The following is a 21,832-nucleotide window of genomic DNA, read 5'->3' as shown; positions in this document are numbered from 1 at the left end:
TGACGTAATTCTCATTATTGCCGTTACCGGATTATTGACCGCATTAAGTTGTTCAAAAACTTGAAATTATGCCAACCCCTGCACAGTTTCGACATTGGTTCCGCCTGGGCGCTATAACCCGCGATTTTCATCTGGTATGATGAGCGTAACTTTATCCCCAATAAATGCCCCAAACGGAACGACAAACACATGGTTATTAAGGCACAAAGTCCTGCCGGTTTTGCCGAAGAGTATATCATCGAAAGTATCTGGAACAGTCGGTTCCCGCCCGGTTCAATTTTACCGGCAGAAAGAGAACTTTCAGAACTCATTGGGGTAACCCGTACTACCTTACGTGAAGTATTACAGCGCCTTTCCCGTGACGGCTGGCTGACCATTCAGCACGGTAAGCCGACGAAAGTGAACAACTTTTGGGAAACCTCCGGCCTCAATATTTTGGAAACGCTGGCACGCCTTGATCACGACAGCGTACCGCAGTTGATCGACAATCTGCTGTCCGTACGTACCAATATCGCGACGATTTTCATCCGCAAAGCGATGCGTACCAATCCGGACGAAACGCAGAAAGTGCTCGCGACGGCCACCGAGGTGGAAGACAACGCCGAAGCCTTTATGCTGCTTGATTACGATATTTTCCGCGGCCTGGCCTTTGCCTCCGGCAACCCGATTTATGGGCTGATCATCAACGGTCTGCGCGGGTTGTATCAGCGTGTCGGACGCTATTACTTCTCTAATCCTGAAGCCCGTAAACTGGCGATCGCGTTCTACAAGAAATTGTCAGATATCTGCCACGAGAAAAGTTATGAGCAGATTGTCGATTCTGTGCGCAATTATGGCCGTCAGAGCGGTGAGATTTGGCACAGCATGCAGGGCACCATGCCCGGCGATCTGACCGACCAAAAAAAGTAACCGGTCGGCTGAAATGAGAAAAGGGCGCTAAGCGCCCTTTTTTAATGCCTGAAATCCACGTCAATCATAACGGCGCAGGGCGCGGCGGGCAGCGTTCCAGCAGCTCGACACTGCCGTCCTCATTGAGTTGCTCGATAAATACATCAAAGCCCCACAGACGGTGAACGTGCTTCATCACTTCCCGGCGACTTTTATCCAGCGGCGCACGATCCTGCGGGATGTAGCGCAGCGTCAGTGAACGGTCGCCGCGCAAATCGACGTTCCACACCTGAATGTTGGGTTCGTGATTGCTCAGATTGTACTGCGCCGACAGTTCCTGACGGATTGCCCGATAGCCTTCTTCATTATGGATCGCGGCGATTTCCAGATAATTATTGTGGTCGTCATCGAGCACGGTAAACAGGCGGAAATCGCGCATCACTTTCGGCGACAGGAACTGGCTGATGAAACTTTCATCTTTGAAATCACGCATCGCGAAATGCAACGTGGTCAGCCAGTCCGATCCGGCGATGTCCGGAAACCAGTAGTGATCTTCCTCTGTAGGTTCCTGACAAATGCGTTTAATGTCCTGGAACATCGCAAAGCCCAGCGCGTAAGGGTTGATTCCGCTGTAATACGGGCTGTTGTAGGGCGGCTGGAACACCACATTGGTGTGGCTGTGCAGGAATTCCAGAATAAAGCGGTCGGAGACTTTTCCTTCGTCATACAGATGATTAAGGATGGTGTAGTGCCAGAACGTTGCCCAGCCTTCGTTCATCACCTGGGTCTGTTTTTGCGGATAGAAATACTGACTGATTTTACGCACGATGCGCAAAATCTCGCGCTGCCAGGGTTCGAGCAACGGGGCATTCTTTTCCATGAAGTACAGCAGGTTTTCCTGCGGCTCGGAAGGGAAGCGGCGTGCCTGTTCCGGCGCATCGATGGCGTCTTTACGCGGCAAGGTTTTCCACAGCGTGTTCACCTGACTTTGCAGATATTCTTCACGGCTTTTCTGCCGCGCCAGCTCTTCCTGTAAAGAGATCTTCTGCGGACGTTTATAGCGATCTACGCCGTAATTCATCAGCGCATGGCAGGAATCAAGCAGCCGTTCCACTTCATCGGTGCCGTAACGCTCTTCGCATTCGCTGATATAGCGTTTGGCGAACAACAGATAATCGACAATCGAACTGGCGTCGGTCCAGCTTTTAAACAGGTAGTTATTTTTAAAGAAAGAGTTATGCCCGTAGCAGGCATGGGCCATCACCAGTGCCTGCATCGTGATGGTGTTTTCTTCCATCAGATAGGCGATACAGGGATTGGAGTTGATGACGATTTCATACGCCAGGCCTTGCTGGCCGTGTTTGTACAGTTGTTCGGTTTCGATGAATTTTTTGCCGAACGACCAGTGCGTGTAATTGATGGGCATACCGATACTGGAGTAGGCATCCATCATCTGTTCGGAGGTGATGATTTCGATTTGATGAGGATAAGTGTCCAGCCGGTATGACTTCGCCACCCGGTCGATCTCAGCGAGATAGGTTTGTAACAAATCAAACGTCCAGTCCGGTCCATCGCTAAGGCGTTTGTCCTCAGTATTTTTCTTTTGGGTCACTGTCGTCATAAGCCGCACCCTCATTCAGTTATGGACGCTACAGAGTGTTTGATTCACAACCTTTTCTTAAGATTTCGCACGTCCAGTAGTAATCGTAGCTCAATCTGGTTTTGCTGCCTGATAAAGACCTGAAATCCGTTCCTGCCTCAATCTATATCCTCACGCCTGCACGCTGTCAATTGCGCAGGGGCAGTAACAAAAAACCCTGCGAGGCAGGGCTGGTGTATTTCTTAAAAGAGCAGGGAATTCAGCTGCGGATAAAGGCCAGCAGATCTTGGTTAATTTCATCTTTATGCGTACTGCACAGGCCATGCGATGCGCCCGGATACACTTTCTCAGTGCCTTGCGGCAGCAGTTTTAGCGCCGCTTTACTGGAAGACACCGGCGGTACAATCTGATCATCATCTCCATAAATCACCAGCGTCGGGATGGTCATCTTCTTCAGGTCTTCACGCTGGTCTGTTTCAGAAAAGGCTTTCACGCAGTCATACAATGATTTGATCGACCCCTGCATGCCTTGCAGCCAGAAACTCTCTATCAGGCCTTCAGACACTTTCGCTCCCGGCCGGTTGAAACCGTAGAACGCTTGCGTCAGATCGCGGAAGAACTGTGAACGGTCGTTCTTCACGCCGTCGCGAATGCCGTCAAATACCGACAGCGGCAGGCCGTCCGGGTTGAAGTCGGTTTTGATCATAATAGGCGGAACCGCGCCAATCAGCACCGCTTTGGCGACGCGCGAGGTGCCGTGGCGGCCAATGTAACGGGCGACTTCGCCGCCGCCGGTAGAGTGTCCGACGTGCACCGCGTCCTTCAGAGCAAGATGGGCGGTCAGTTCGGCCAGATCATCACCGTATTGATCCATATTATTGCCGTCCCACGGCTGCGAGGAACGGCCATGCCCGCGGCGGTCAGCAGCGATTACGCGATAACCGTTGTTGGCCAGAAACAGCATCTGGTCTTCGAAGGCGTCGGACGTCAGCGGCCAGCCGTGGCTGAATACCACTGGCTGACCACTTCCCCAGTCTTTGTAAAACAGGTGCGTACCATCTTTAAGTTTCAGAAAGTTTGAATTATTCACTCATCGTCCTCTTATGGCGGGATGGAAAGGGGTTATACGGGAACCGGTAAAAGTGTAGGTGAATTTTTGAGTCATTGAGCGAAATGTGATGCAGGCGGCATTTTTAAAGGGTTTATAAACGGCCACAGGCAGGATCTGTGCAGTTTCTTCTTATGATGAGGGAATATTACTGCGACTCATGTTTGCAGTGATATATTCCGCAAAATGACTTGTATACAAGAATAAATGCCCGTTATAAAACACAACCTGACGGCCATAAAGCTCAGTGAAAGCAATGCTGTCACTGCTGTCATAAAACCATAAATTTCTTTGTGCATAGTGATAATGTTGCGCGATATCGTTATTTATTTGTCCCTATTGAAAAAAAACCGGCAATGAACGATAAATAATTGTGAAATAACTCACGGTTATGAACGCCTGTGTTGGCGATTTTTGGCAGTCAGGTTAATTTCCTGTCATCAGAATATTATGCTTTGTTTGGGCGTGGAGTGGAGTCGATATGCGCGTAGTGATTTTAGGCAGTGGTGTGGTCGGTGTCGCCAGTGCATGGTATCTGGCCAAAGCGGGTCATCAGGTGACGGTTGTTGACCGTCAGTCGGGCCCGGCTGAAGAAACCAGCGCGGGCAATGCGGGGCAGATCTCACCGGGCTACGCGGCACCCTGGGCAGCGCCCGGCGTTCCGGTCAAAGCAGTTAAATGGATGTTTCAGAAACACGCGCCGCTGGCCATCCGCCTCGACGGCACGCAGTTCCAGCTCAAATGGATGTGGCAGATGCTGCGCAACTGCGACATGAACCATTACCAGACCAACAAGGGCCGCATGGTACGTCTGGCGGAATACAGCCGCGATTGTATGAAAGCGCTGCGCGAAGACACGGGCATTCAGTACGAAGGACGCCAGGGCGGTACGCTGCAATTGTTTCGCACCGCTCAGCAGTTTGAAAGCGCCGCGAAGGACATCGCCGTGCTGGAAGATGCTGGTGTGCCTTATCAGCTGCTGGAATCCAGCCAGCTGGCGAACGCCGAACCGGCGCTGGCACAGGTCGCGCACAAACTGACCGGCGGCTTGCGTTTGCCCAATGATGAAACCGGCGACTGCCAGATGTTTACCCGCAAGCTGGCCGAAATGGCCCGGCAAGCGGGCGTGGTGTTTGAATTCAACCGCACGGTGGACAAGCTGCTGGTGGAAAACGGTGAGATCACCGGTGTCCAGTGTGGTGATGAAGTGAAGAAAGCCGATGCTTACGTGGTGGCGTTCGGTTCATATTCCACTGCGCTGCTGGCTGATCTGGTGTCGATTCCGGTGTATCCGCTGAAAGGTTACTCGCTGACCATCCCGATTATCGATCCGGATTCTGCGCCGGTGTCTACCGTACTCGATGAAACTTACAAAATAGCCATTACCCGCTTTGACGATCGCATTCGCGTGGGCGGGATGGCGGAAATCGTCGGCTTTAATCTTAAGCTGGCGCAGGCACGTCGTGAGACGCTGGAAATGGTGGTGAGAGATCTTTACCCGAACGGCGGTAACGTGGAGCAGGCGACTTTCTGGACCGGCCTGCGTCCGATGACTCCGGACGGCACGCCGATCGTAGGCCGTACGCGTATCAAAAACCTGTTCCTCAATACCGGCCACGGCACGCTGGGCTGGACGATGGCCTGCGGCTCCGGGCAACTGCTGGCTGATATTATGTCCGGCGTGACGCCAGCGATCCCGTCCGACGACCTTTCGGTAGAGCGCTACAGTCCCGGCTTTATCGCTCATCCGGCAGGCCCGCATAAAATGCATCCGGTGGGCTGAAGTTGCTGTTAATTCCCGCCTGTGCCGTACGGTGCAGGCGCCACTTTATTTACTGCCGGAGCTGGTATGCCTCGCCCGATTTCTGCCACGTTATCTCTCTCTGCGTTATCTCATAATCTGGACGTTATCCGCCGTTTTGCCCCGAACAGTAAAGTCTGGGCGGTGGTGAAAGCCAACGGCTACGGCCACGGTATTTCGCGTATCTGGAAACATTTGTCCGGCGCTGATGGTTTTGCATTACTCGATTTTAAAGAAGCGATTTTGCTGCGCGAAGCGGGCTGGGAAGGACCCATTCTTCTGCTGGAAGGTTTTTTCAGCGCCAGCGATTTAACGGCGGTTGACCGTTATCGCCTGACAACATCGGTGCACAGCGACTGGCAAATTGCCGCGCTGGCAGAAGCTCAGCTCAGCCAGCCGGTGAATATCTACCTGAAAGTGAACAGCGGGATGAACCGGTTAGGCTTTGCTCCTGAGCGCATCAGAGAAATCTGGCAACAGCTGCATGCGCTGAAGCAGGTGGGCGAAATCACCCTGATGAGCCACTTCGCCACGGCTGACAGCACGGAAGGCGTGGATACCCAGGTGGCGGTGATCACGCAAGCGGGAGAGGGCATCAGCGGGCCGCGCTCTCTTGCGAACTCCGCCGCGACGCTCTGGCATCCGTCTACGCATCACGACTGGGTTCGGCCTGGGATTATTCTTTACGGCGCGTCGCCGAGCGGGCAGTGGCAGGATATTGCCACTACCGGCCTGCAACCGGTGATGACACTCAGCAGCGAGCTTATCGGCATTCAGCACCTGCATCCGGGCGACCGCGTGGGCTATGGCGCGCGGTATACGGCATTGCAGCCTCAGCGCATTGGCGTGGTGGCGTGCGGCTATGCGGACGGGTATCCGCGCCATGCGCCGTCCGGTACGCCGGTGTGGGTGGATGGTGTGCGCACGGTGACGGTCGGGACGGTATCGATGGACATGCTGGCAGTAGACTTAACACCCTGTCCGCAGGCGCAGATTGGAACGCCGGTTGAACTGTGGGGGAAAAATCTGCCGGTGGATGATGTGGCTGCAGCGTGCGGTACGCTGGGGTATGAGCTGCTGAGTGCTCTCGCGCCCCGCGTACCGGTAACTACAGCCTAGAAGCCTTACTTCTCCAGACGGGTCAGACGGCCCGTCGATTTTTGCTGGCGCGACGTGCCAGCATCGCCAGACATCCTCCCGCCAGCATGACCAGCGCCACGCTCAGCTTTGGCTGTAACGGCAGCGCCATCGCAATAAATCCGAGCAGCGCACCGCCCGCCATCTGCACCGAACCGACCAGCGCAGAGGCGACACCTGCTTCACTGGAGAACGGCTCAAGCGCATAGCTGGTTGCCGGACCCATCAGGAAAGCCAGACCGGCACAGGCACTGGCCACCGGCAGCATGTATAACCAGGTCGCTGTTTGTTCCGCCGGTGGTACCAGCGTGATCCCGGCAATCAACCCGGCACAGCCGATGAACATCAAAATGCCGCCCGTTTTTAAACACACCGGACGTCCGACCTTACGGATAATGCGGTTGGCAACAAAACTCACCGCCATGATCCAGAAGCCATTTGCGCCGAAGACGATGGAAAACTCCAGCGGAGTGAGTCCTGCGACATTCATCAGCACCGTCGGAGCAAGCGAGACATAGGTCAGCGCCATACCCATCGCACCGGCATTCACCAGCGCAAACGTGATAAAGCGCGAGTCCGACAAAATACGGGCGTACTGACGAAACGGCAGGCCGGTATTAGTTTGAGTATCCGCCGGGCGGGTTTCCGGCAGTTTGAAAATAACCAGCAACAAAATCGCCACGGTATAACCGCTGAGTGCCCAGAACGGCGCACGCCAGCCATAGTACTGGGCGATAAGGCCGCCGATCAGCGGGGCCAGCGCCGGAATGATATTGAGCGTACCGTTAAGAAAACCGTAGGCGCGGGCGGCATCGTTACCGCTCATGCGATCGCGCACGCCGCTGAAAATAACGACCGACGTACAGCACACAGCCAGCCCCTGAACCACGCGCGAGAGCAGGAACATCCACGGCGCAACTGACGTGGCGGCAATGATTGCACCCGCCAGGTACACCACCACGCCGATAATGGCGATCGGGCGTCGACCGAATTTATCCACCAGCGGGCCGGCCACCAGCTGTCCCAGCCCCATCACCAGAATGAATAAGGAAATCGAGGACTGGATCACCCCCTCTGAGCTGTTAAGTCCGAGGGCAATCGCCGGGATGGCGGGCAGGTATAAATCAATACCCAGCGGGCCAAGCAATACCATGCTCAGCAACAGAAAAAGGAATTTTTGCATTGAAAACATCACTGTCAGTCATCCGAAAGGACGCTAAGGGTAATGATTTAGTTAATGAATGGGAAGGTTCTTGTGACAATCAGGCGAACGGGGGATGTGAACCAGAGTGGACAAGAACACGGACACTCAGGGAGTGTCCGTAAAGTCATTGTTCCGGATGCGTTATTTTTTCTTCCAAAAATCGTCAAACACCGTGACCGGCGGCTGGCGTTTATGCTCCGTGCGCAGATACCAACCTTCGATGATTTTCGCGGATGCCTCGTCGATAGTCTTGCCTTCCAGATAATCGTCGATCAGTTCGTAGGTCACGCCCAGCGCCACTTCATCCGGCAAGGCAGGGCGGTTTTCTTCTAAATCCGCCGTCGGCGCTTTGGTATATAAATGCTCGGGGCAACCGAGTTCTTTCAGCAACGCTTTTCCCTGACGTTTGTTCAGACGGAAAATCGGGTTAATGTCCGTGCCGCCGTCGCCGTATTTGGTGAAGAAGCCGGTGACCGCTTCTGCCGCGTGATCGGTGCCGACCACCACGCCTTTTTTCATGCCTGCAATGCTGTACTGCGCTTTCATGCGCTCGCGGGCTTTTTCGTTGCCCTTAATGAAATCGCTCAGTTCGATACCGATTTCACGCAGCGTCGCTTCACTCGCCAGCACGGCATTTTTAATATTGACGGTCAGAACCTGATCCGGCTGGATAAAGGTAATCGCATCCTGGCAATCGGATTCATCGGCCTGCACGCCATAGGGCAGGCGCACCGCGATGAACTGATAGCTGTCGTCAGCCGTTTGTGCACGTAATTCACTAATTGCCGTTTGGCAAAGTTTGCCGGTAAGAGTAGAATCCTGCCCGCCGCTGATGCCGAGTACCAAAGATTTAATAAAGGGATGGGCCAGCAGATAACTTTTGAGAAAATCGACGCTGACACGCACTTCCTGCGCGGCATCGATTTGCGGTTTAACGTGCAGAGCCTGAATAATCTCTTGTTGTAAAGCCATTGACCACTCCTCCTGAAGGCTGCCTTCGAGGAACCCGAGGCAAAAATAAGATGTTATCAGAACAAAACTACCCCGCATCGCTCAAAAGGACAAGATTGCGCAGCGCGTTCGGCGGAAATCTGTTCGCTGCCGGGTCTTGGTTTCTCAGGTGAAGTCTGCCGGGGAGCTGGTGATCAGGCCACATGATTTGCTATCACACCGCTTTCATGATGAACCTGCGTTGAAATGAAAAATCAACGCAACAAAACGTAATGATTGCGTTTTTTTATTGCAGGAAGTTTTGCAAATAATTTAAGTGATTAGGAACTGTCTAAAAAGGTCGCTTTATTAAGATATCGTGGCCTGAGTGCGTTATATTTGTTGCGGTAAAAAATTTGTATGTAGGTATGTGCCATCGAAACGGAGTTGCCAGGCTTGATTAACGGATCCTAATTAATGGCATTAATCGTGTAGTTCAATATCGTTATTTGCCTTAAGTCATATTGGGGAAGCAAAATGTTTTTTCGGGTTGTACGTCATTTACCAGTGTGTGCCGTTGTCTGCGGTGCCTCGCTGTTCAGTATCTCAAGCCTTGCAGACACCACTATTTTCACCGCGTTAGATGACCCTGCTCAGGCGAAAAAGCCGTTCGTAGGGAATGTTCAGGCGGGTTACAGTGCACAAACCGGTAACACCAGCAACTCCACGCTGAATGCCGATACCACGATGACCTGGTTTGGTACCAACACGGCGAACAGCCTGTGGGGTTCTGCGCGTAACACGTCCTCTTCCGGTGTGCGTTCATCCGAGAAGTATCAGGCCGGTGCCCGTACCCGTTACAATATCGATAACGCCAACTATCTGTTTGGTCAGGCCAGCTGGCTGAGTGACCGTTACAATGGTTACCGCGCGCGCGATGTGGCCACTGTCGGTTACGGTCGTCAGATTTGGAGCGGTCCGGTTCATACGCTGAATCTGGAAGCCGGTCCGGGTGTACGTCATGATGAGTTCCAGCAGGGCGGTAACTCCACCCGTGCATTGGCTTACGGTTCCGGTACTTATGGTTATCAAATAAGCGATACCGCGAAATTCACTCAGGGCGTTTCCGTGTTAGCGAACGATGAAACCACGCTGAACTCAGAAACCGCGCTGACCGTTGCGATCAACAGCCACTTCTCTTTGAAAGTCGCTTACGACGTCACGTACAACACTAAGCCACCCGCCAGTGCGCCGGATAAAACCGATACCGTCACTTCTGTGAATCTGGTTTACGGCATGTAATTTCCCACTAAAGGGAAAGGAAATGCGCTGAAGTTTATGTATTAAAAAAGCCGGCAGATTTATTTGCCGGCTTTTTATTTATCTCAATTTCACCCTTTTTCAGTTTGCTTATGAAAAAGCTCCCTGAACACCGGATAAATATCTTCCTGTTCACGAATATGTTGCATGGCGAAATTACCGAATTTCTGCTGCAACACTTCGTATTCACGCCACAGCGTCTGGTGGGCGCGGCGGGTGATTTCGATATAGCTGTAATAACGCACCATTGGCAGGATCTTCTGTGCCAAAAGCTGGTGGCAGAGAGGGGAGTCGTCAGCCCAGTTGTCGCCATCGGAGGCCTGCGCAGCGTAAATATTCCACTGCGCCGGGTCGTAACGTTCCTGGATGACTTCATCCATCAGCTTCAGTGCGCTTGAAACGATGGTGCCGCCGGTTTCCTGTGAGTAGAAGAACTCCTGTTCGTCCACTTCTTTGGCTTGTGTGTGGTGACGGATATAGACCACATCGACGTTTTTGTACGTCCGGCTCAGGAACAGATAGAGCAGAATGTAAAAACGTTTGGCCATGTCTTTGGTTGCCTGATCCATCGAACCCGACACATCCATCAGACAGAACATCACCGCCTGGCTTGAAGGCTCAGCGCGACGTTCGTAATTGCGATAACGTAAATCAAAGGTATCGATAAATGGCGTTTTGGCGATTTTCGCCCGCAATTCGGCGATCTCTTTACGCAGCCGTTCTTCTTCCAATAATTGGGCCGGTTCGCTGATTTCAACTTCAGAAAGCGTTGATTCCAGCTCACGCAGCTCTCGTTTTTTACCCGCGGTCATCGCCGTCCGGCGTGCCAGCGAATTTTGCAAAGAGCGCACCACACTGATATTGGCCGGTACGCCGTTGGAGGTGTAGCCGGAGCGGTGGGTTTTGAATTCGGTCAGCTGCTTATGCTGATTTTTCTTCAGATTAGGCAGCGCCAGATCTTCAAACAGCAGATCCAGATATTCGTCTTTGGAGATCTGGAAGGAGAACTCATCCTCGCCTTCTCCGTCCTGACTGGCATCGCCCTGGCCACTGCCGCCGCCGCCGCCCCCTTGCGGTCTTTCGATACGGTCATTCTGCACAAAGTGGTCATTGCCGGGGTGAACACGGTGGCGTAAGCCACCGCGACCCTGATGGAACATGGGTTCATTGATATCCGAATTGGGGATCGAGACGGACTCCCCGCTATCGACGTCGGTAACCGAACGCTTGTTGATGGCTTCGGCAATCGACTGTTTGATTTGCGACTTATAGCGTCGCAAAAAGCGCTGGCGGTTCACCGCGCTTTTGTTTTTGCCATTAAGCCGACGGTCAATAAAATACGTCATATTTCCCCCAAACGGCGTTGCCAACAATCCCCGGTTACGAGGATTTTCTCACGCGCAGATACCATTCACAAAGCAGGCGAACCTGTTTGCGTGTATATCCTTTCTCCATCATTCTGTCGACAAAATCATCATGTTTCTTCTGTTCATCAGTCGACGTCTTGGCGTTAAACGAGATAACTGGCAATAATTCTTCGGTATTTGAGAACATTTTTTTCTCAATGACCGTGCGCAGTTTTTCGTAACTGGTCCAGTTGGGGTTACGGCCGCTGTTGTTGGCGCGGGCACGCAGCACGAAGTTGACTATCTCATTACGGAAATCTTTTGGATTACTGATCCCGGCAGGTTTTTCGATTTTCTCAAGCTCAGCATTCAGCGATTCACGGTCGAACAGCTGGCCAGTATCTGGATCACGGTATTCCTGATCCTGGATCCAAAAATCAGCGTACGTTACATAACGGTCGAAAATGTTCTGCCCGTATTCTGAATAGGATTCCAGATAAGCTGTCTGGATCTCTTTGCCGATAAATTCAGCATATTTCGGGATCAGATAGCCTTTCAGGTGCTCAAGATATTTTTCAGCGATGTCCTGCGGGAACTGCTCGCGCTCGATCTGCTGTTCCAGAACGTAGAACAGATGAACCGGGTTGGCGGCGACTTCCACATGGTCGAAGTTGAAGACGCGGGACAAAATCTTAAAGGCAAAACGCGTCGAGAGCCCGTTCATGCCTTCATCCACGCCCGCATAGTCGCGGTATTCCTGATAGGACTTGGCTTTAGGATCGGTATCTTTCAGGCTTTCACCGTCGTACACCCGCATTTTGGAATAGCTGCTGGAATTCTCCGGCGTTTTCAGACGCGAGAGAATCGAGAAGCGGGCCAGCGTTTCCAGCGTTCCCGGTGCGCAAGGGGCATGAGAAAGCTCACTGTTGCTGAGCAGTTTGTCGTAGATTTTCATCTCTTCCGACACGCGCAGGCAGTAAGGCACCTTAACGATGTACACGCGGTCGAGGAAAGCTTCGTTGTTCTTGTTGTTACGGAACGTCACCCACTCAGATTCGTTGGAGTGAGCCAGAATAATGCCGTTGAACGGCAGGGCGGAGATCCCTTCAGTACCGTTGTAGTTACCTTCCTGTGTGGCGGTCAGTAACGGGTGCAGCACTTTGATAGGCGCTTTGAACATCTCAACGAATTCCATGACACCCTGGTTCGCGCGGCAGAGAGCGCCAGAATAACCGTAGGCATCAGGATCGTTTTGCGCGTGGTTTTCCAGCTTACGGATATCCACTTTCCCGACCAGCGCGGAAATGTCCTGGTTGTTCTCATCACCCGGCTCGGTTTTGGCGATAGCGATTTGTTCGAGAATCGACGGCCAGACTTTCACGACTTTGAATTTGGTGATATCGCCACCAAATTCATGCAAGCGTTTCGCGGCCCACGGCGACATGATGGTGCCGAGGTAACGCGGGGGAATGTTGTATTCTTTTTCAAGAATGTGCGCATCTTCCTGCGGATTAAACAGGCAGAGCGGATGATCGTTTACCGGGCTGCGGTCGCCGTTGGCGCTCAGCACATAAATCGGTACGCGTTGCATCAGGGATTTCAGCCGTTCGGCCAGTGACGATTTACCGCCACCCACCGGGCCCAGTAAATAAAGGATTTGTTTCTTTTCTTCCAGGCCCTGCGCGGCATGTTTGAGGTAAGAGACGATCTGTTCGATTGCCTCTTCCATACCGTAAAATTCTTCAAATGCAGGGTAGCGTGCAACAACACGGTTCGAGAATAAACGCGACAGGCGTGGCTCAAGCGCGGTGTCTACCATCACTGGTTCACCGATTGCCATCAACAGACGTTCCGCCGCATTGACATATGCACTGCGATCTTGCCGAGCAATGGTAAGAAATTCCTGCAGTGTGAACTCTTCGTCCTTGGCAGCCTCATAGCGCTGGCGATAGTGGTCAAATATGTTCATACGATGCCCGTCCTTCGTTATTTTACCCTTCGTACCTGAGCCGTAGCGAGTTAAGCGGCGACCACAGGACTTGGGTAAAGCACAGGTAATTGAGAGCATTTCATTCGGCGCTCCCGGAAGAAAGATCCCACCTGAATACAGCAACCCTTATGCCAACTTGCAGAACCCCTTGGATACCGACAGTTGCGACTGACTAAAAACTGTCTTAAATCGGTGGAGCGGGCAACCGGTTCAGGCTAAGTCTTTCATCTATTTATAAGCGTAGTTTGGCATTACAAAAATTTCCTCTCTGCTTCTGGCGTTTTTTAAGTCATATCAATGACTCACTTCTCACAAACGGTCGGAAAAGCCTTACAGGACGTGCCCTCCGGCCAGAAAGTGTTTTCTTTAGTCATTTTTATTTCATATTTTGCAGATAAATTATGCGATCGCACCGGTTTTACCGACGATGCCTGTGTAAAGGAATCCGAAAAACTGTAAATGCTAAGCGCAACGTTTACTCTTCATTTACACTAGCCAAGATTTTTTACTTAATGGAATTAAGACAATGAAAACTCCAAACCTTAAAACACTGTCCATCGTGGGCGCGGCAGTGCTTTTCAGTCATGCGGCTGTGGCAGGGACATGGTCACTTGGCGCATCCGCGCTGGGCGACGTCAATCCGTACCGTGGTTATGACAACAAAGTTTATCCGGTGCCGGTTATCTCTTACGAGAGCGATGATTTCTACTTCAAATCGCTGACTGCGGGTTACTACCTGTGGAAGGATGACCACAACAAATTCAGCGCGACGGCGTCCTATATTCCATTCGGTTACGATCCCGATGATTCTGATGACCATCAGATGAAACAACTGAACAAACGTCGTGGCACCCTGATGGGTGGTCTGGCGTACTCGCATATTGAAGACTGGGGTACGCTGCGCGCGACCTTCAACGGTGATGTGCTGAACAACAGTAACGGTCTGGTCGCAGATGCGGCTTATCTGTATCCGATCCGGGAAGATAACTGGGCACTGGTGCCGGGCTTTGGTGTGATGTGGAGCAGCAGCAATCAGAACGATTACTACTACGGCGTCAGCAAAGGCGAATCTCGCCGCAGCGGCCTGAGTAGCTATACCGCTGATGACAGCTTCAGCCCGTACGCGGAACTTTCTGCGCGTTATAACTTCACAAAGGAATGGCAGGCATTCTTCACTGGCCGTTACATTCGTTTAGCGGATGAAGTGAAAGATAGCCCGATGGTGGATAAATCTTATTCCGCCGTAGTCTGGACGGGCGTGACTTACACGTTCTAATCCGACAGGCACAGAGTGGGTGCGTAAAATGCACATTAATGGGGCGCTTCGCCCCATTTGCACATCTGCAGGGCAATGAGATATGGACGGGAAGGGGCAACGCGCTTTGACGCACCTTGATGGGTCGATCCGGTTACATTTACCGTCGCAAAGATAAGAAAAGGGGCCATCAGGCCCCTTTGTCATGTCTGCATGAAGCAAACTAAGTATGCCTACGCGATGTATTACTTACGCAGTGAGAACGTCACCGCGAGGCGTGCAGGCGCAGCATGCGTTGAAGTATGCGTATGGGAGACTTGTGCGGTTTCTACACAGACCATGGTCTTATAGCCGTCATCCGGCATATCCGCCATGCTGACAGACAGTTGCGCGCCAGGATTCCACGCCACCACGTCTGCGTTATTCTCATGAGCTATCACCAGCGTACGTTTCAGAACCGGATCGATGATTTCGCTGGTCGCCTGCGGCTGGGTGTAAATGCGGTCAGTCTGGCCGGAGAACGTCAGATCCCCGGTTTCCTGCTTGGCTTTTGCGCCATCCACTTTATCGATGAAGCTGCCGCCCAGGCCTTTGATGCTGACATCTGCGATATCGCCGATGTTGAAATAAGTGTGCAGGGCGCTGTTCGCCTCGAAGTCACCGGTGGATTCCAGCTCAATATGGCAGGTTTCACCCAGTGTAAAGCGTGCGGTCAGCGTGAAATCATGCGGCCAGAGTGCCAGTGTTTCTTCTGAGCTTTTCAGCGTCAGCGTTAATACCACGCCCTGATCGTTTTCTTTGTGATCGGTCAGTTCCCACGGCATGTTACGTGCAAAACCATGCGAAGGTTTACCGGCAGGACCAAACCACGGCCAGCAAATTGGGATACCGCCACGGATTGCCACGCCTTCTTTGAACGCGCTGGCGCTGCTCATCCACAAAACAGGTTCTTGGCCTTCCGGTTGCCATGCCAGCAGATGCGCGCCCTGTAAGGCAACGGCTGCACGGACTTTCGGGTGGGAAACCACAATAACCGGAAGTTCATCTTTTTGACGCTGGCTGATGGTGGTAGAGATTTGGTTTACAACGGGTAGGGAGAGGAGTTGCTCGATCATTATCTGGTGTCCTGTTGATTTTATATCGGGTAGATAAATAATTACGATGATAAGAACCAAGACTACAGATGAACCAAAGCTTTAAGATTGATCGCACTCATGTGCCTGATAGAAAAGTGCATCCGACAGAAAGCAAAAGGGCGACTCGCGTCGCCCTTTAATCAGTTCATCAACATTGCCAATTACTTGGAAATGTGAGAAATCAGATCCAATACTTTGTTTGAGTAGCCAGTTTCGTTGTCGTACCAGGAAACCAGTTTCACAAAGTGGTCGTTCAGAGCGATACCTGCTTTCGCATCAAATACGGAAGTCAGTTTTTCGCCGTTGAAGTCGGTAGATACGACGTCTTCTTCGGTGTAACCCAGAACGCCTTTCAGGTCGCCTTCTTCAGAAGCTGCTTTGATTGCTGCGCAGATTTCTTTGTAGCTTGCTGGTTTTTCCAGACGTGCAGTCAGGTCAACAACGGAAACGTTAGGGGTAGGAACGCGGAACGCCATACCAGTCAGTTTACCGTTCAGAGCTGGGATTACTTTACCTACTGCTTTAGCAGCACCGGTAGAAGAAGGGATGATGTTCTGAGATGCGCCGCGGCCGCCGCGCCAGTCTTTGTGAGACGGGCCATCGACAGTTTTCTGAGTAGCGGTGGTCGCATGAACAGTGGTCATCAGCGCTTCAGCGATACCGAAGTTGTCGTTGATAACTTTTGCCAGTGGTGCCAGGCAGTTAGTGGTGCAAGAAGCGTTAGAAACGATTTCCTGGCCAGCGTATTCTTTATGGTTCACGCCCATAACGAACATAGGGGTGTCATCTTTAGATGGACCAGTCAGAACAACTTTCTTAGCGCCAGCAGTGATGTGCTTACGTGCAGTCGCGTCGTCCAGGAACAGGCCAGTTGCTTCAGCAACAACATCAACGTTAACTTCATTCCATTTCAGGTTAGCTGGATCACGCTCAGCGGTAACACGGATGGTTTTGCCGTTAACAACCAGGTGACCGTCTTTCACTTCTACGGTACCGTTGAAACGACCATGAGTTGAGTCGTACTTCAACATGTATGCCATGTATTCTGCGTCTAACAGATCGTTGATTGCTACGATCTCGATGTCAGAACGTTCCTGAGCAGCACGGAAAACAATGCGACCGATACGGCCAAAACCGTTGATACCTACTTTGATAGTCATATATTCCACCAGCTATTTTTTTAGTGAATAAAAGGTTGGTTGTAAAATTACAAAAACCTTGCTGAGCGTCAAGCGGAATCGTGTCAATTATTGCTGTAAGTCAAAGGGAGGACCTACTTTTGCTCGCAAATTGCACGTTCCGTTTTTTAAATCGGCTCACAACCAGATGGGGGCGATAAATAGAATTTAAAGGGTTGAAACATTAGGAGTGTGATCGCCATCACAAGTTGGAGCTGGCTAACGCTGATGCCCTACAGTTTAGGACAAAACAGGCAGATCCGTTGTTAATTTTTTGTTATTATAAACTGTTATTTTAGTTGATTTTTCTATTCGTCAGAGAACGAAAATTATGAGCAATGAACCTAAATTGTCTTCCTCACTCGAACAACTTACTGAAATTCAACATTATGTGACCCAGGAACACGGTACTGAACCTCCGTACACTGGCAAACTGTTGCATAACAGACGCGACGGCATTTACCACTGCCTGGTCTGTAACGCACCGTTGTTTTATTCAGATACCAAATACGATTCCGGATGCGGCTGGCCCAGCTTTTACCAGCCAGTGCATCATGATGCGATTAAATACCTGACGGATAACACCCATGGCATGGAGCGCGTAGAAATACGTTGTTCAAATTGCGAAGCGCATCTGGGGCACGTTTTTCCTGATGGCCCTCAGCCGACCGGCGAGCGTTACTGCGTGAATTCCGCATCGATGAGTTTTATCGATGGCGAAAATGGCAATAAAACGTCAGGTTAAATGCTACGGTCATAATGCGTAATTTTACCGACAAAATCGATTCAGCAATTATTCAAAACATCTTGAATAATTGCTGCAAGCAAGGGGTAGAAGATGGAAATTAACCAACTCATTGACGTGATGACGCCGGAAATCTATGCGCGTCTGGCACTGGCGGTAGAACTGGGGAAATGGCCCGATGGCGTCGCACTGACCCCGGAACAAAAAGATCATAGCCTGCAGGCGGTGATGCTCTATCAGTCGCGCCATAACGTCGATGCTCAACATATGAGTATCGGCACCGACGGACAAATCGTCACCAAAAGTAAGCAGGAACTGAAGCAGCAGTTTGCGCAAGAGACAGTGATCCGGTTAAGACCGGAGTGATTTTAGCTTTTTCTTGCTTATGAAAAAGGCGCTCAATAGCGCCTTTTTTTAATATCAAAAATCAGGATGATTTACCCCAACACCGCCGCTGAGGTACTCACTTTCGCGCCCGCCAGTTGCATCGCCTTAATAGCTTCATCACTGTCCTGCGGTTTCAGGTTCACGCCACGGCAGCCGTCGGTGAGCACGGTGACTTTATATCCCTGCGCCAGGGCGTCGAGCACGGTGAATTTCACGCAGTAATCCGTAGCGAGACCCATGACATAAAGATGGGAAATCTTTGCTGCTTTCAACCAGTCATTGAGCATGGTGGCGGCAAGATGCCCGTTGTCATAAAACGCGCTGTAGCTGTCGATATCCATATTCGTGCCTTTTTGCACGACGAAATCCAGACGCTTTATTTCCAGCGCCGGATGAAACTCAGCGCCGGGTTCATTCTGCACACAATGCACCGGCCACCAAACCTGCGGCAGACCGTTCAGCTCGCCGATTGTCCAGGCTTCGGTATGGGAATTCGCCGCAAAGCTGCGATGTTTGGCGGGGTGCCAGTCCTGTGACGCCACGACGGCGACATCCTTTTTCTTACACCACGCCATCATTTGGTTGGCGATCGTAATCGTGGCGTCACCCTCAGCGACGGCTAACGCGCCGCCCTGACAAAAATCATTTTGCAGATCGACCAGCAACAATGCAGATTTCATATTGACCCTTATTCGGTGAGCTCGCCGCGCAGGTTTTGCTGCATCAGTTCGCGGATTTCTTCCGGCGTATGCGACTGGCTGAGCAGATAATGCAGCTTCGTCAGCGCCGCCTCGACGGTCATATCAAACCCGCTGATCACGCCCGAATGCGCCAGCGCGTTGCCGGTGGCATATCCGCCCATGTTCACGCGCCCTGAAATACATTGCGTCAGGTTTACCACCACAATGCCACGCTCAGACGCGTCTTTCAGCACTTTCAGCAAATCCCCTTTTTGCGGGGCATTGCCGACGCCATAAGAGCGCAGGATCAGCGCTTTCACCGGCTGCATCAGGAAATTCTGCACCACTTCGGCGGAAATCCCCGGATAAATCGTTACCACGCCAATCGGCTGTGGAGTGATGTTATGCACGATGAGTCTGGCGGCAGGATCGACCGGCAGCGATGGCGTGGACAGGCGGCGGATGTGGATCCCGGCTTCCAGCAGCGGCGTCAGATTCGGCGAGGCGAATGCGTCGAAACCGTCGGCGTGCGCTTTGGTGCTGCGGTTGCCGCGATAAAGACGATTGTTGAAGAACAGGGTGACTTCGTTGACCGGATGGTTAGCCGCGATGTACAGCGAATTGAGCAGGTTAATTTGACCGTCGGAACGCAACGCCTCAAGGGGGATTTGTGACCCTGTCACAATCACCGGCTTGCTCAGATTTTCCAGCATGAACGACAGCGCGGATGCGGTAAACGCCATAGTGTCGGTGCCGTGCAGGATGACGAAACCGTCGTAATCTTCGTAATGCGCCTGAATATCGTCGGCAATATGCTGCCAGTCTTCCGGCGTCATGTCGGAAGAATCCATCAGCGGTGCGTATTCCTGAATGGTGAATTCAGGCATTTCCGGGCGATGAAATTCTGGCATCAGCGCCAGCTGGCGCTGCAGGTGCCCGGAAACCGGAATGTAACCCTGTTCGGAACGCTGCATACCGATGGTGCCGCCAGTGTAGGCCACGTAAATAGATTTTTTAGTCATCGAAGATGTTCTTATTCAGAAAGATGAAAGCAACTGCGCTGAGTATAAAGATTTCGCCGCCTGTGTCCCACCATAAAAAAGCCCGGAGGCTCTCTGCGAGGCTCCGGGCTGGCTGTTAGCGGTTTAAATGAACGTTATTTCACATCACCGCAGGTCAGGCAAAGCGCATAACGGTTTTGCGGATCGTTCATGTTATTGAACAGATCAGCCTGAGATTTCAGTTCCATCGCCATTTTGCTTACCGGCGCAGGCAGATAAGCCTGAACCACGGCAGGCAGCATGGCGTGAACGGAGGCGCTCACCTGCGAGAACACCAAATCGCTCAGGCTTGGTTCGCTGACGTACCAGTTCAGTTGCCATTTTGGCAGTTTCGCCAGCTCAGCGGCTTTCTTCACTGCGTCATCGAAATCACCCAGCTCATCCACCAGTCCGTTAGCTTTGGCATCTGAACCAATCCAGACATGACCCTGTGCGATCTGGTCTATCTGCTCAGGCGTTTTGTGACGCGAATCTGCTACCAGGCCGAGGAAAGTTTTATACCCGTTCTCGATGTTAAGCTGCATCATCTGCGAGAATTCCGGCGGCAACGCTTTGGTAGACGCGATATCCGCCAGCGGGGAGGTCGCCACGCCATCAGTGTGCACACCGGCGTAATCCAGCGTGTTCTGATACGTGTTGATCACCCCAAAGATACCGATGGAACCGGTCAGTGTGCTCGGGCTGGCGATGATGTAGTTGGCTGGTGTGGAAATCCAGTAACCGCCTGAAGCCGCCATGCCACCCATCGAAACCACTACCGGTTTACCGGCGGCTTTCGCAGCGGCAAGTTCAGAGCGGATCACCTCGGAGGCACTGACGCTGCCGCCAGGGCTGTTAACACGGAACACAATCGCTTTCACTTTCGGATCCAGACGGGCTTCGCGAATTTGCTGTGCGGTGGTATCGCCGCCCACCGCGCCCGGTTGCTCTTCACCGTCGTTGATCGCGCCGGTCGCGAAGATCACCGCGATTTGCGGATCGTTATTGTCCGGTTTTGGTTTCGGCGAATAATCGTAGATGCTGGTGTAGTTGAAGTCTTTGGTGGTTTTATTCCAGCCAAACGCTTTCACCATATCGTTTTCCGCTTCGGTACGGGATGCCAGCGAATCCACCAGTTTGGCTTTCAGCGCGTACTGCGCCATATCGCCGCCGGTGGCCTGCATACCGGCCAGAACGCCTGCTGCACCAGGGAACAGTTGCTCTGGCGTGATCTGACGGTTGGCGGAAACGGTGTTCAGATAATTGGTCCACAATCCGCCGACCCAGCGGCTGTCTGCTTCACGGGCCGCCGGGGACATATCGTCACGAATCAACGGCTCCACGGCGGATTTGTACGTCCCGACGCGGAAGATATTGGTGGTGACTTTCAGCTTATCCAGCAACGTTTTGTAGTAAAGATTATTGGTGGCAAAACCGTGCAGATCGACTGCGCCCTGCGGCGAGAGGTAGATCTTGTTGGCGTAGCTGGCCAGATAGTATTGCGACTGGTTGTAGCTGTCATCAATAGCGTAAATCGGTTTGCCCGCATCACGGAATTCACGCAGCGCCTTGCCAATGTATTGCATCGACGCCTGATCGGTGCCGGTGAAATCAGTCAGTTGCAACACCATACCGGTGATGTTTTTGTCATCTTTAGCGGCACGAATGGTATCGACCAGATCAAACAGGGCGTTTTCCTGCAAACGGCTGCTCGAGGTGCCCAGCAGTTCGCGCCCCCACTGGCGCACTTTATTATTGACCGAAGGCTTATCGACCACGGAACCGCTGAGGTCAACCAGCAACGCGCCTTTGGTAGCATCAACAGGTTTATCCTGCACGGCGTACCAGATGCCAACACCGGCCAAAATGATCACTATAAGAAATACGTTGAGAATAAATTCTCGGACGAAATTAAGAAGACGCCAGGTCCACTTAAAAAAACCGGCGATAATTCGCCACAATGTGCGCATGGTCTCTCCAACAAGACGGGAAAAGTATCGCTATCCTAATGACCCGCCGGAAAAAAGTCAGCTTTAAATCATTTCAGAATTTGGCGGTGCGTCATTCTCCGAAACCCCAAAGGCAGT

At 52.1% G+C, this 21,832-nt stretch carries 18 protein-coding genes; 7 read left to right on the top strand and 11 right to left on the bottom strand.

The window, feature by feature from the left end; translation table 11 throughout:
* The first annotated feature begins 189 nt into the window (after positions 1–189).
* Complete coding sequence (gene fadR, locus TU92_RS15055; protein WP_112168032.1) at positions 190–909, top strand: fatty acid metabolism transcriptional regulator FadR; 720 nt, start codon at positions 190–192, stop codon at positions 907–909.
* Positions 910–973: 64 nt separating this feature from the next.
* On the opposite strand, the gene TU92_RS15050 is transcribed toward fadR, so the two are convergent.
* Together TU92_RS15050 and TU92_RS15045 are read right to left on the bottom strand one after the other, a co-directional pair.
* Positions 974–2,509, bottom strand: a complete 1,536-nt coding sequence (locus tag TU92_RS15050; protein WP_112168031.1) for a SpoVR family protein — start codon at positions 2,507–2,509, stop codon at positions 974–976.
* Positions 2,510–2,747: 238 nt separating this feature from the next.
* Entirely contained in the window at positions 2,748–3,578 is an 831-nt protein-coding gene (locus TU92_RS15045) for an alpha/beta fold hydrolase (RefSeq protein ID WP_112168030.1), read from the bottom strand.
* A gap of 499 nt (positions 3,579–4,077) precedes the next feature.
* On the opposite strand from TU92_RS15045, the gene TU92_RS15040 reads away from it, so the two are divergent.
* Together TU92_RS15040 and dadX are read left to right on the top strand one after the other, a co-directional pair.
* Positions 4,078–5,379, top strand: a complete 1,302-nt coding sequence (locus TU92_RS15040) for a D-amino acid dehydrogenase (RefSeq protein WP_112168029.1) — start codon at positions 4,078–4,080, stop codon at positions 5,377–5,379.
* Between the two features lie 66 nt (positions 5,380–5,445).
* Entirely contained in the window at positions 5,446–6,516 is a 1,071-nt protein-coding gene (dadX, locus tag TU92_RS15035) for a catabolic alanine racemase DadX (RefSeq protein WP_112168028.1), read from the top strand.
* 22 nt (positions 6,517–6,538) lie between these two features.
* Here the strand turns inward: dadX and TU92_RS15030 are convergent, their stop codons facing one another.
* Positions 6,539–7,717, bottom strand: a complete 1,179-nt coding sequence (locus tag TU92_RS15030) for a multidrug effflux MFS transporter (RefSeq protein WP_112168043.1) — start codon at positions 7,715–7,717, stop codon at positions 6,539–6,541.
* A 162-nt stretch (positions 7,718–7,879) separates the two neighbouring features.
* A complete protein-coding gene (gene nadE, locus TU92_RS15025) occupies positions 7,880–8,710 on the bottom strand; it encodes an ammonia-dependent NAD(+) synthetase (protein ID WP_112168027.1) in 831 nt (276 codons plus the stop codon).
* Between the two features lie 495 nt (positions 8,711–9,205).
* Here nadE and TU92_RS15020 point away from each other — a divergent pair, with 495 nt between their 5' ends.
* Complete coding sequence (locus tag TU92_RS15020) at positions 9,206–9,970, top strand: DUF481 domain-containing protein (RefSeq protein ID WP_112168026.1); 765 nt, start codon at positions 9,206–9,208, stop codon at positions 9,968–9,970.
* A gap of 89 nt (positions 9,971–10,059) precedes the next feature.
* On the opposite strand, the gene TU92_RS15015 is transcribed toward TU92_RS15020, so the two are convergent.
* Both TU92_RS15015 and yeaG read right to left on the bottom strand, forming a co-directional pair.
* Complete coding sequence (locus TU92_RS15015) at positions 10,060–11,334, bottom strand: YeaH/YhbH family protein (protein ID WP_112168025.1); 1,275 nt, start codon at positions 11,332–11,334, stop codon at positions 10,060–10,062.
* A 34-nt stretch (positions 11,335–11,368) separates the two neighbouring features.
* Positions 11,369–13,303, bottom strand: a complete 1,935-nt coding sequence (gene yeaG, locus TU92_RS15010) for a protein kinase YeaG (protein ID WP_112168024.1) — start codon at positions 13,301–13,303, stop codon at positions 11,369–11,371.
* A gap of 547 nt (positions 13,304–13,850) precedes the next feature.
* Here yeaG and TU92_RS15005 point away from each other — a divergent pair.
* Positions 13,851–14,600, top strand: coding sequence for a MipA/OmpV family protein (locus TU92_RS15005; RefSeq protein WP_112168023.1), 750 nt, complete (start codon positions 13,851–13,853; stop codon positions 14,598–14,600).
* A 224-nt stretch (positions 14,601–14,824) separates the two neighbouring features.
* Here TU92_RS15005 and TU92_RS15000 read toward each other — a convergent pair whose 3' ends face one another.
* Together TU92_RS15000 and gapA are read right to left on the bottom strand one after the other, a co-directional pair.
* The gene (locus TU92_RS15000) at positions 14,825–15,694 is read right to left on the bottom strand and encodes a D-hexose-6-phosphate mutarotase (RefSeq protein WP_112168022.1); all 870 of its coding nucleotides are present in this window, start codon (positions 15,692–15,694) and stop codon (positions 14,825–14,827) included.
* 182 nt (positions 15,695–15,876) lie between these two features.
* Entirely contained in the window at positions 15,877–16,875 is a 999-nt protein-coding gene (gapA, locus tag TU92_RS14995; RefSeq protein ID WP_167457502.1) for a glyceraldehyde-3-phosphate dehydrogenase, read from the bottom strand.
* Positions 16,876–17,224: 349 nt separating this feature from the next.
* Between gapA and msrB the strand changes: the two genes are divergently transcribed.
* Together msrB and TU92_RS14985 are read left to right on the top strand one after the other, a co-directional pair.
* A complete protein-coding gene (msrB, locus tag TU92_RS14990; protein ID WP_112168020.1) occupies positions 17,225–17,638 on the top strand; it encodes a peptide-methionine (R)-S-oxide reductase MsrB in 414 nt (137 codons plus the stop codon).
* Between the two features lie 93 nt (positions 17,639–17,731).
* On the top strand, positions 17,732–18,004 hold the full coding sequence (locus TU92_RS14985; RefSeq protein WP_112168019.1) for a YeaC family protein: 273 nt from the start codon (positions 17,732–17,734) through the stop codon (positions 18,002–18,004).
* A 71-nt stretch (positions 18,005–18,075) separates the two neighbouring features.
* Here the strand turns inward: TU92_RS14985 and pncA are convergent, their stop codons facing one another.
* The 3 genes from pncA to sppA form a co-directional block, all read right to left on the bottom strand.
* Positions 18,076–18,705 carry a bifunctional nicotinamidase/pyrazinamidase gene (pncA, locus tag TU92_RS14980; protein ID WP_112168018.1) on the bottom strand — a complete coding sequence of 210 codons (630 nt, stop codon included), beginning with the start codon at positions 18,703–18,705 and terminating at the stop codon, positions 18,076–18,078.
* Between the two features lie 8 nt (positions 18,706–18,713).
* Entirely contained in the window at positions 18,714–19,727 is a 1,014-nt protein-coding gene (gene ansA / locus TU92_RS14975) for an asparaginase (RefSeq protein WP_112168017.1), read from the bottom strand.
* 134 nt (positions 19,728–19,861) lie between these two features.
* Entirely contained in the window at positions 19,862–21,715 is a 1,854-nt protein-coding gene (sppA, locus tag TU92_RS14970; protein ID WP_112168016.1) for a signal peptide peptidase SppA, read from the bottom strand.
* Between the last annotated feature and the right edge of the window lie 117 nt (positions 21,716–21,832).

The organism is Rahnella inusitata (assembly GCF_003263515.1).
GTDB lineage: Bacteria > Pseudomonadota > Gammaproteobacteria > Enterobacterales > Enterobacteriaceae > Rahnella > Rahnella inusitata.
Note: the sequence above shows the minus strand (reverse complement) of the source record. Positions and strands in the feature narration are given on the sequence as shown.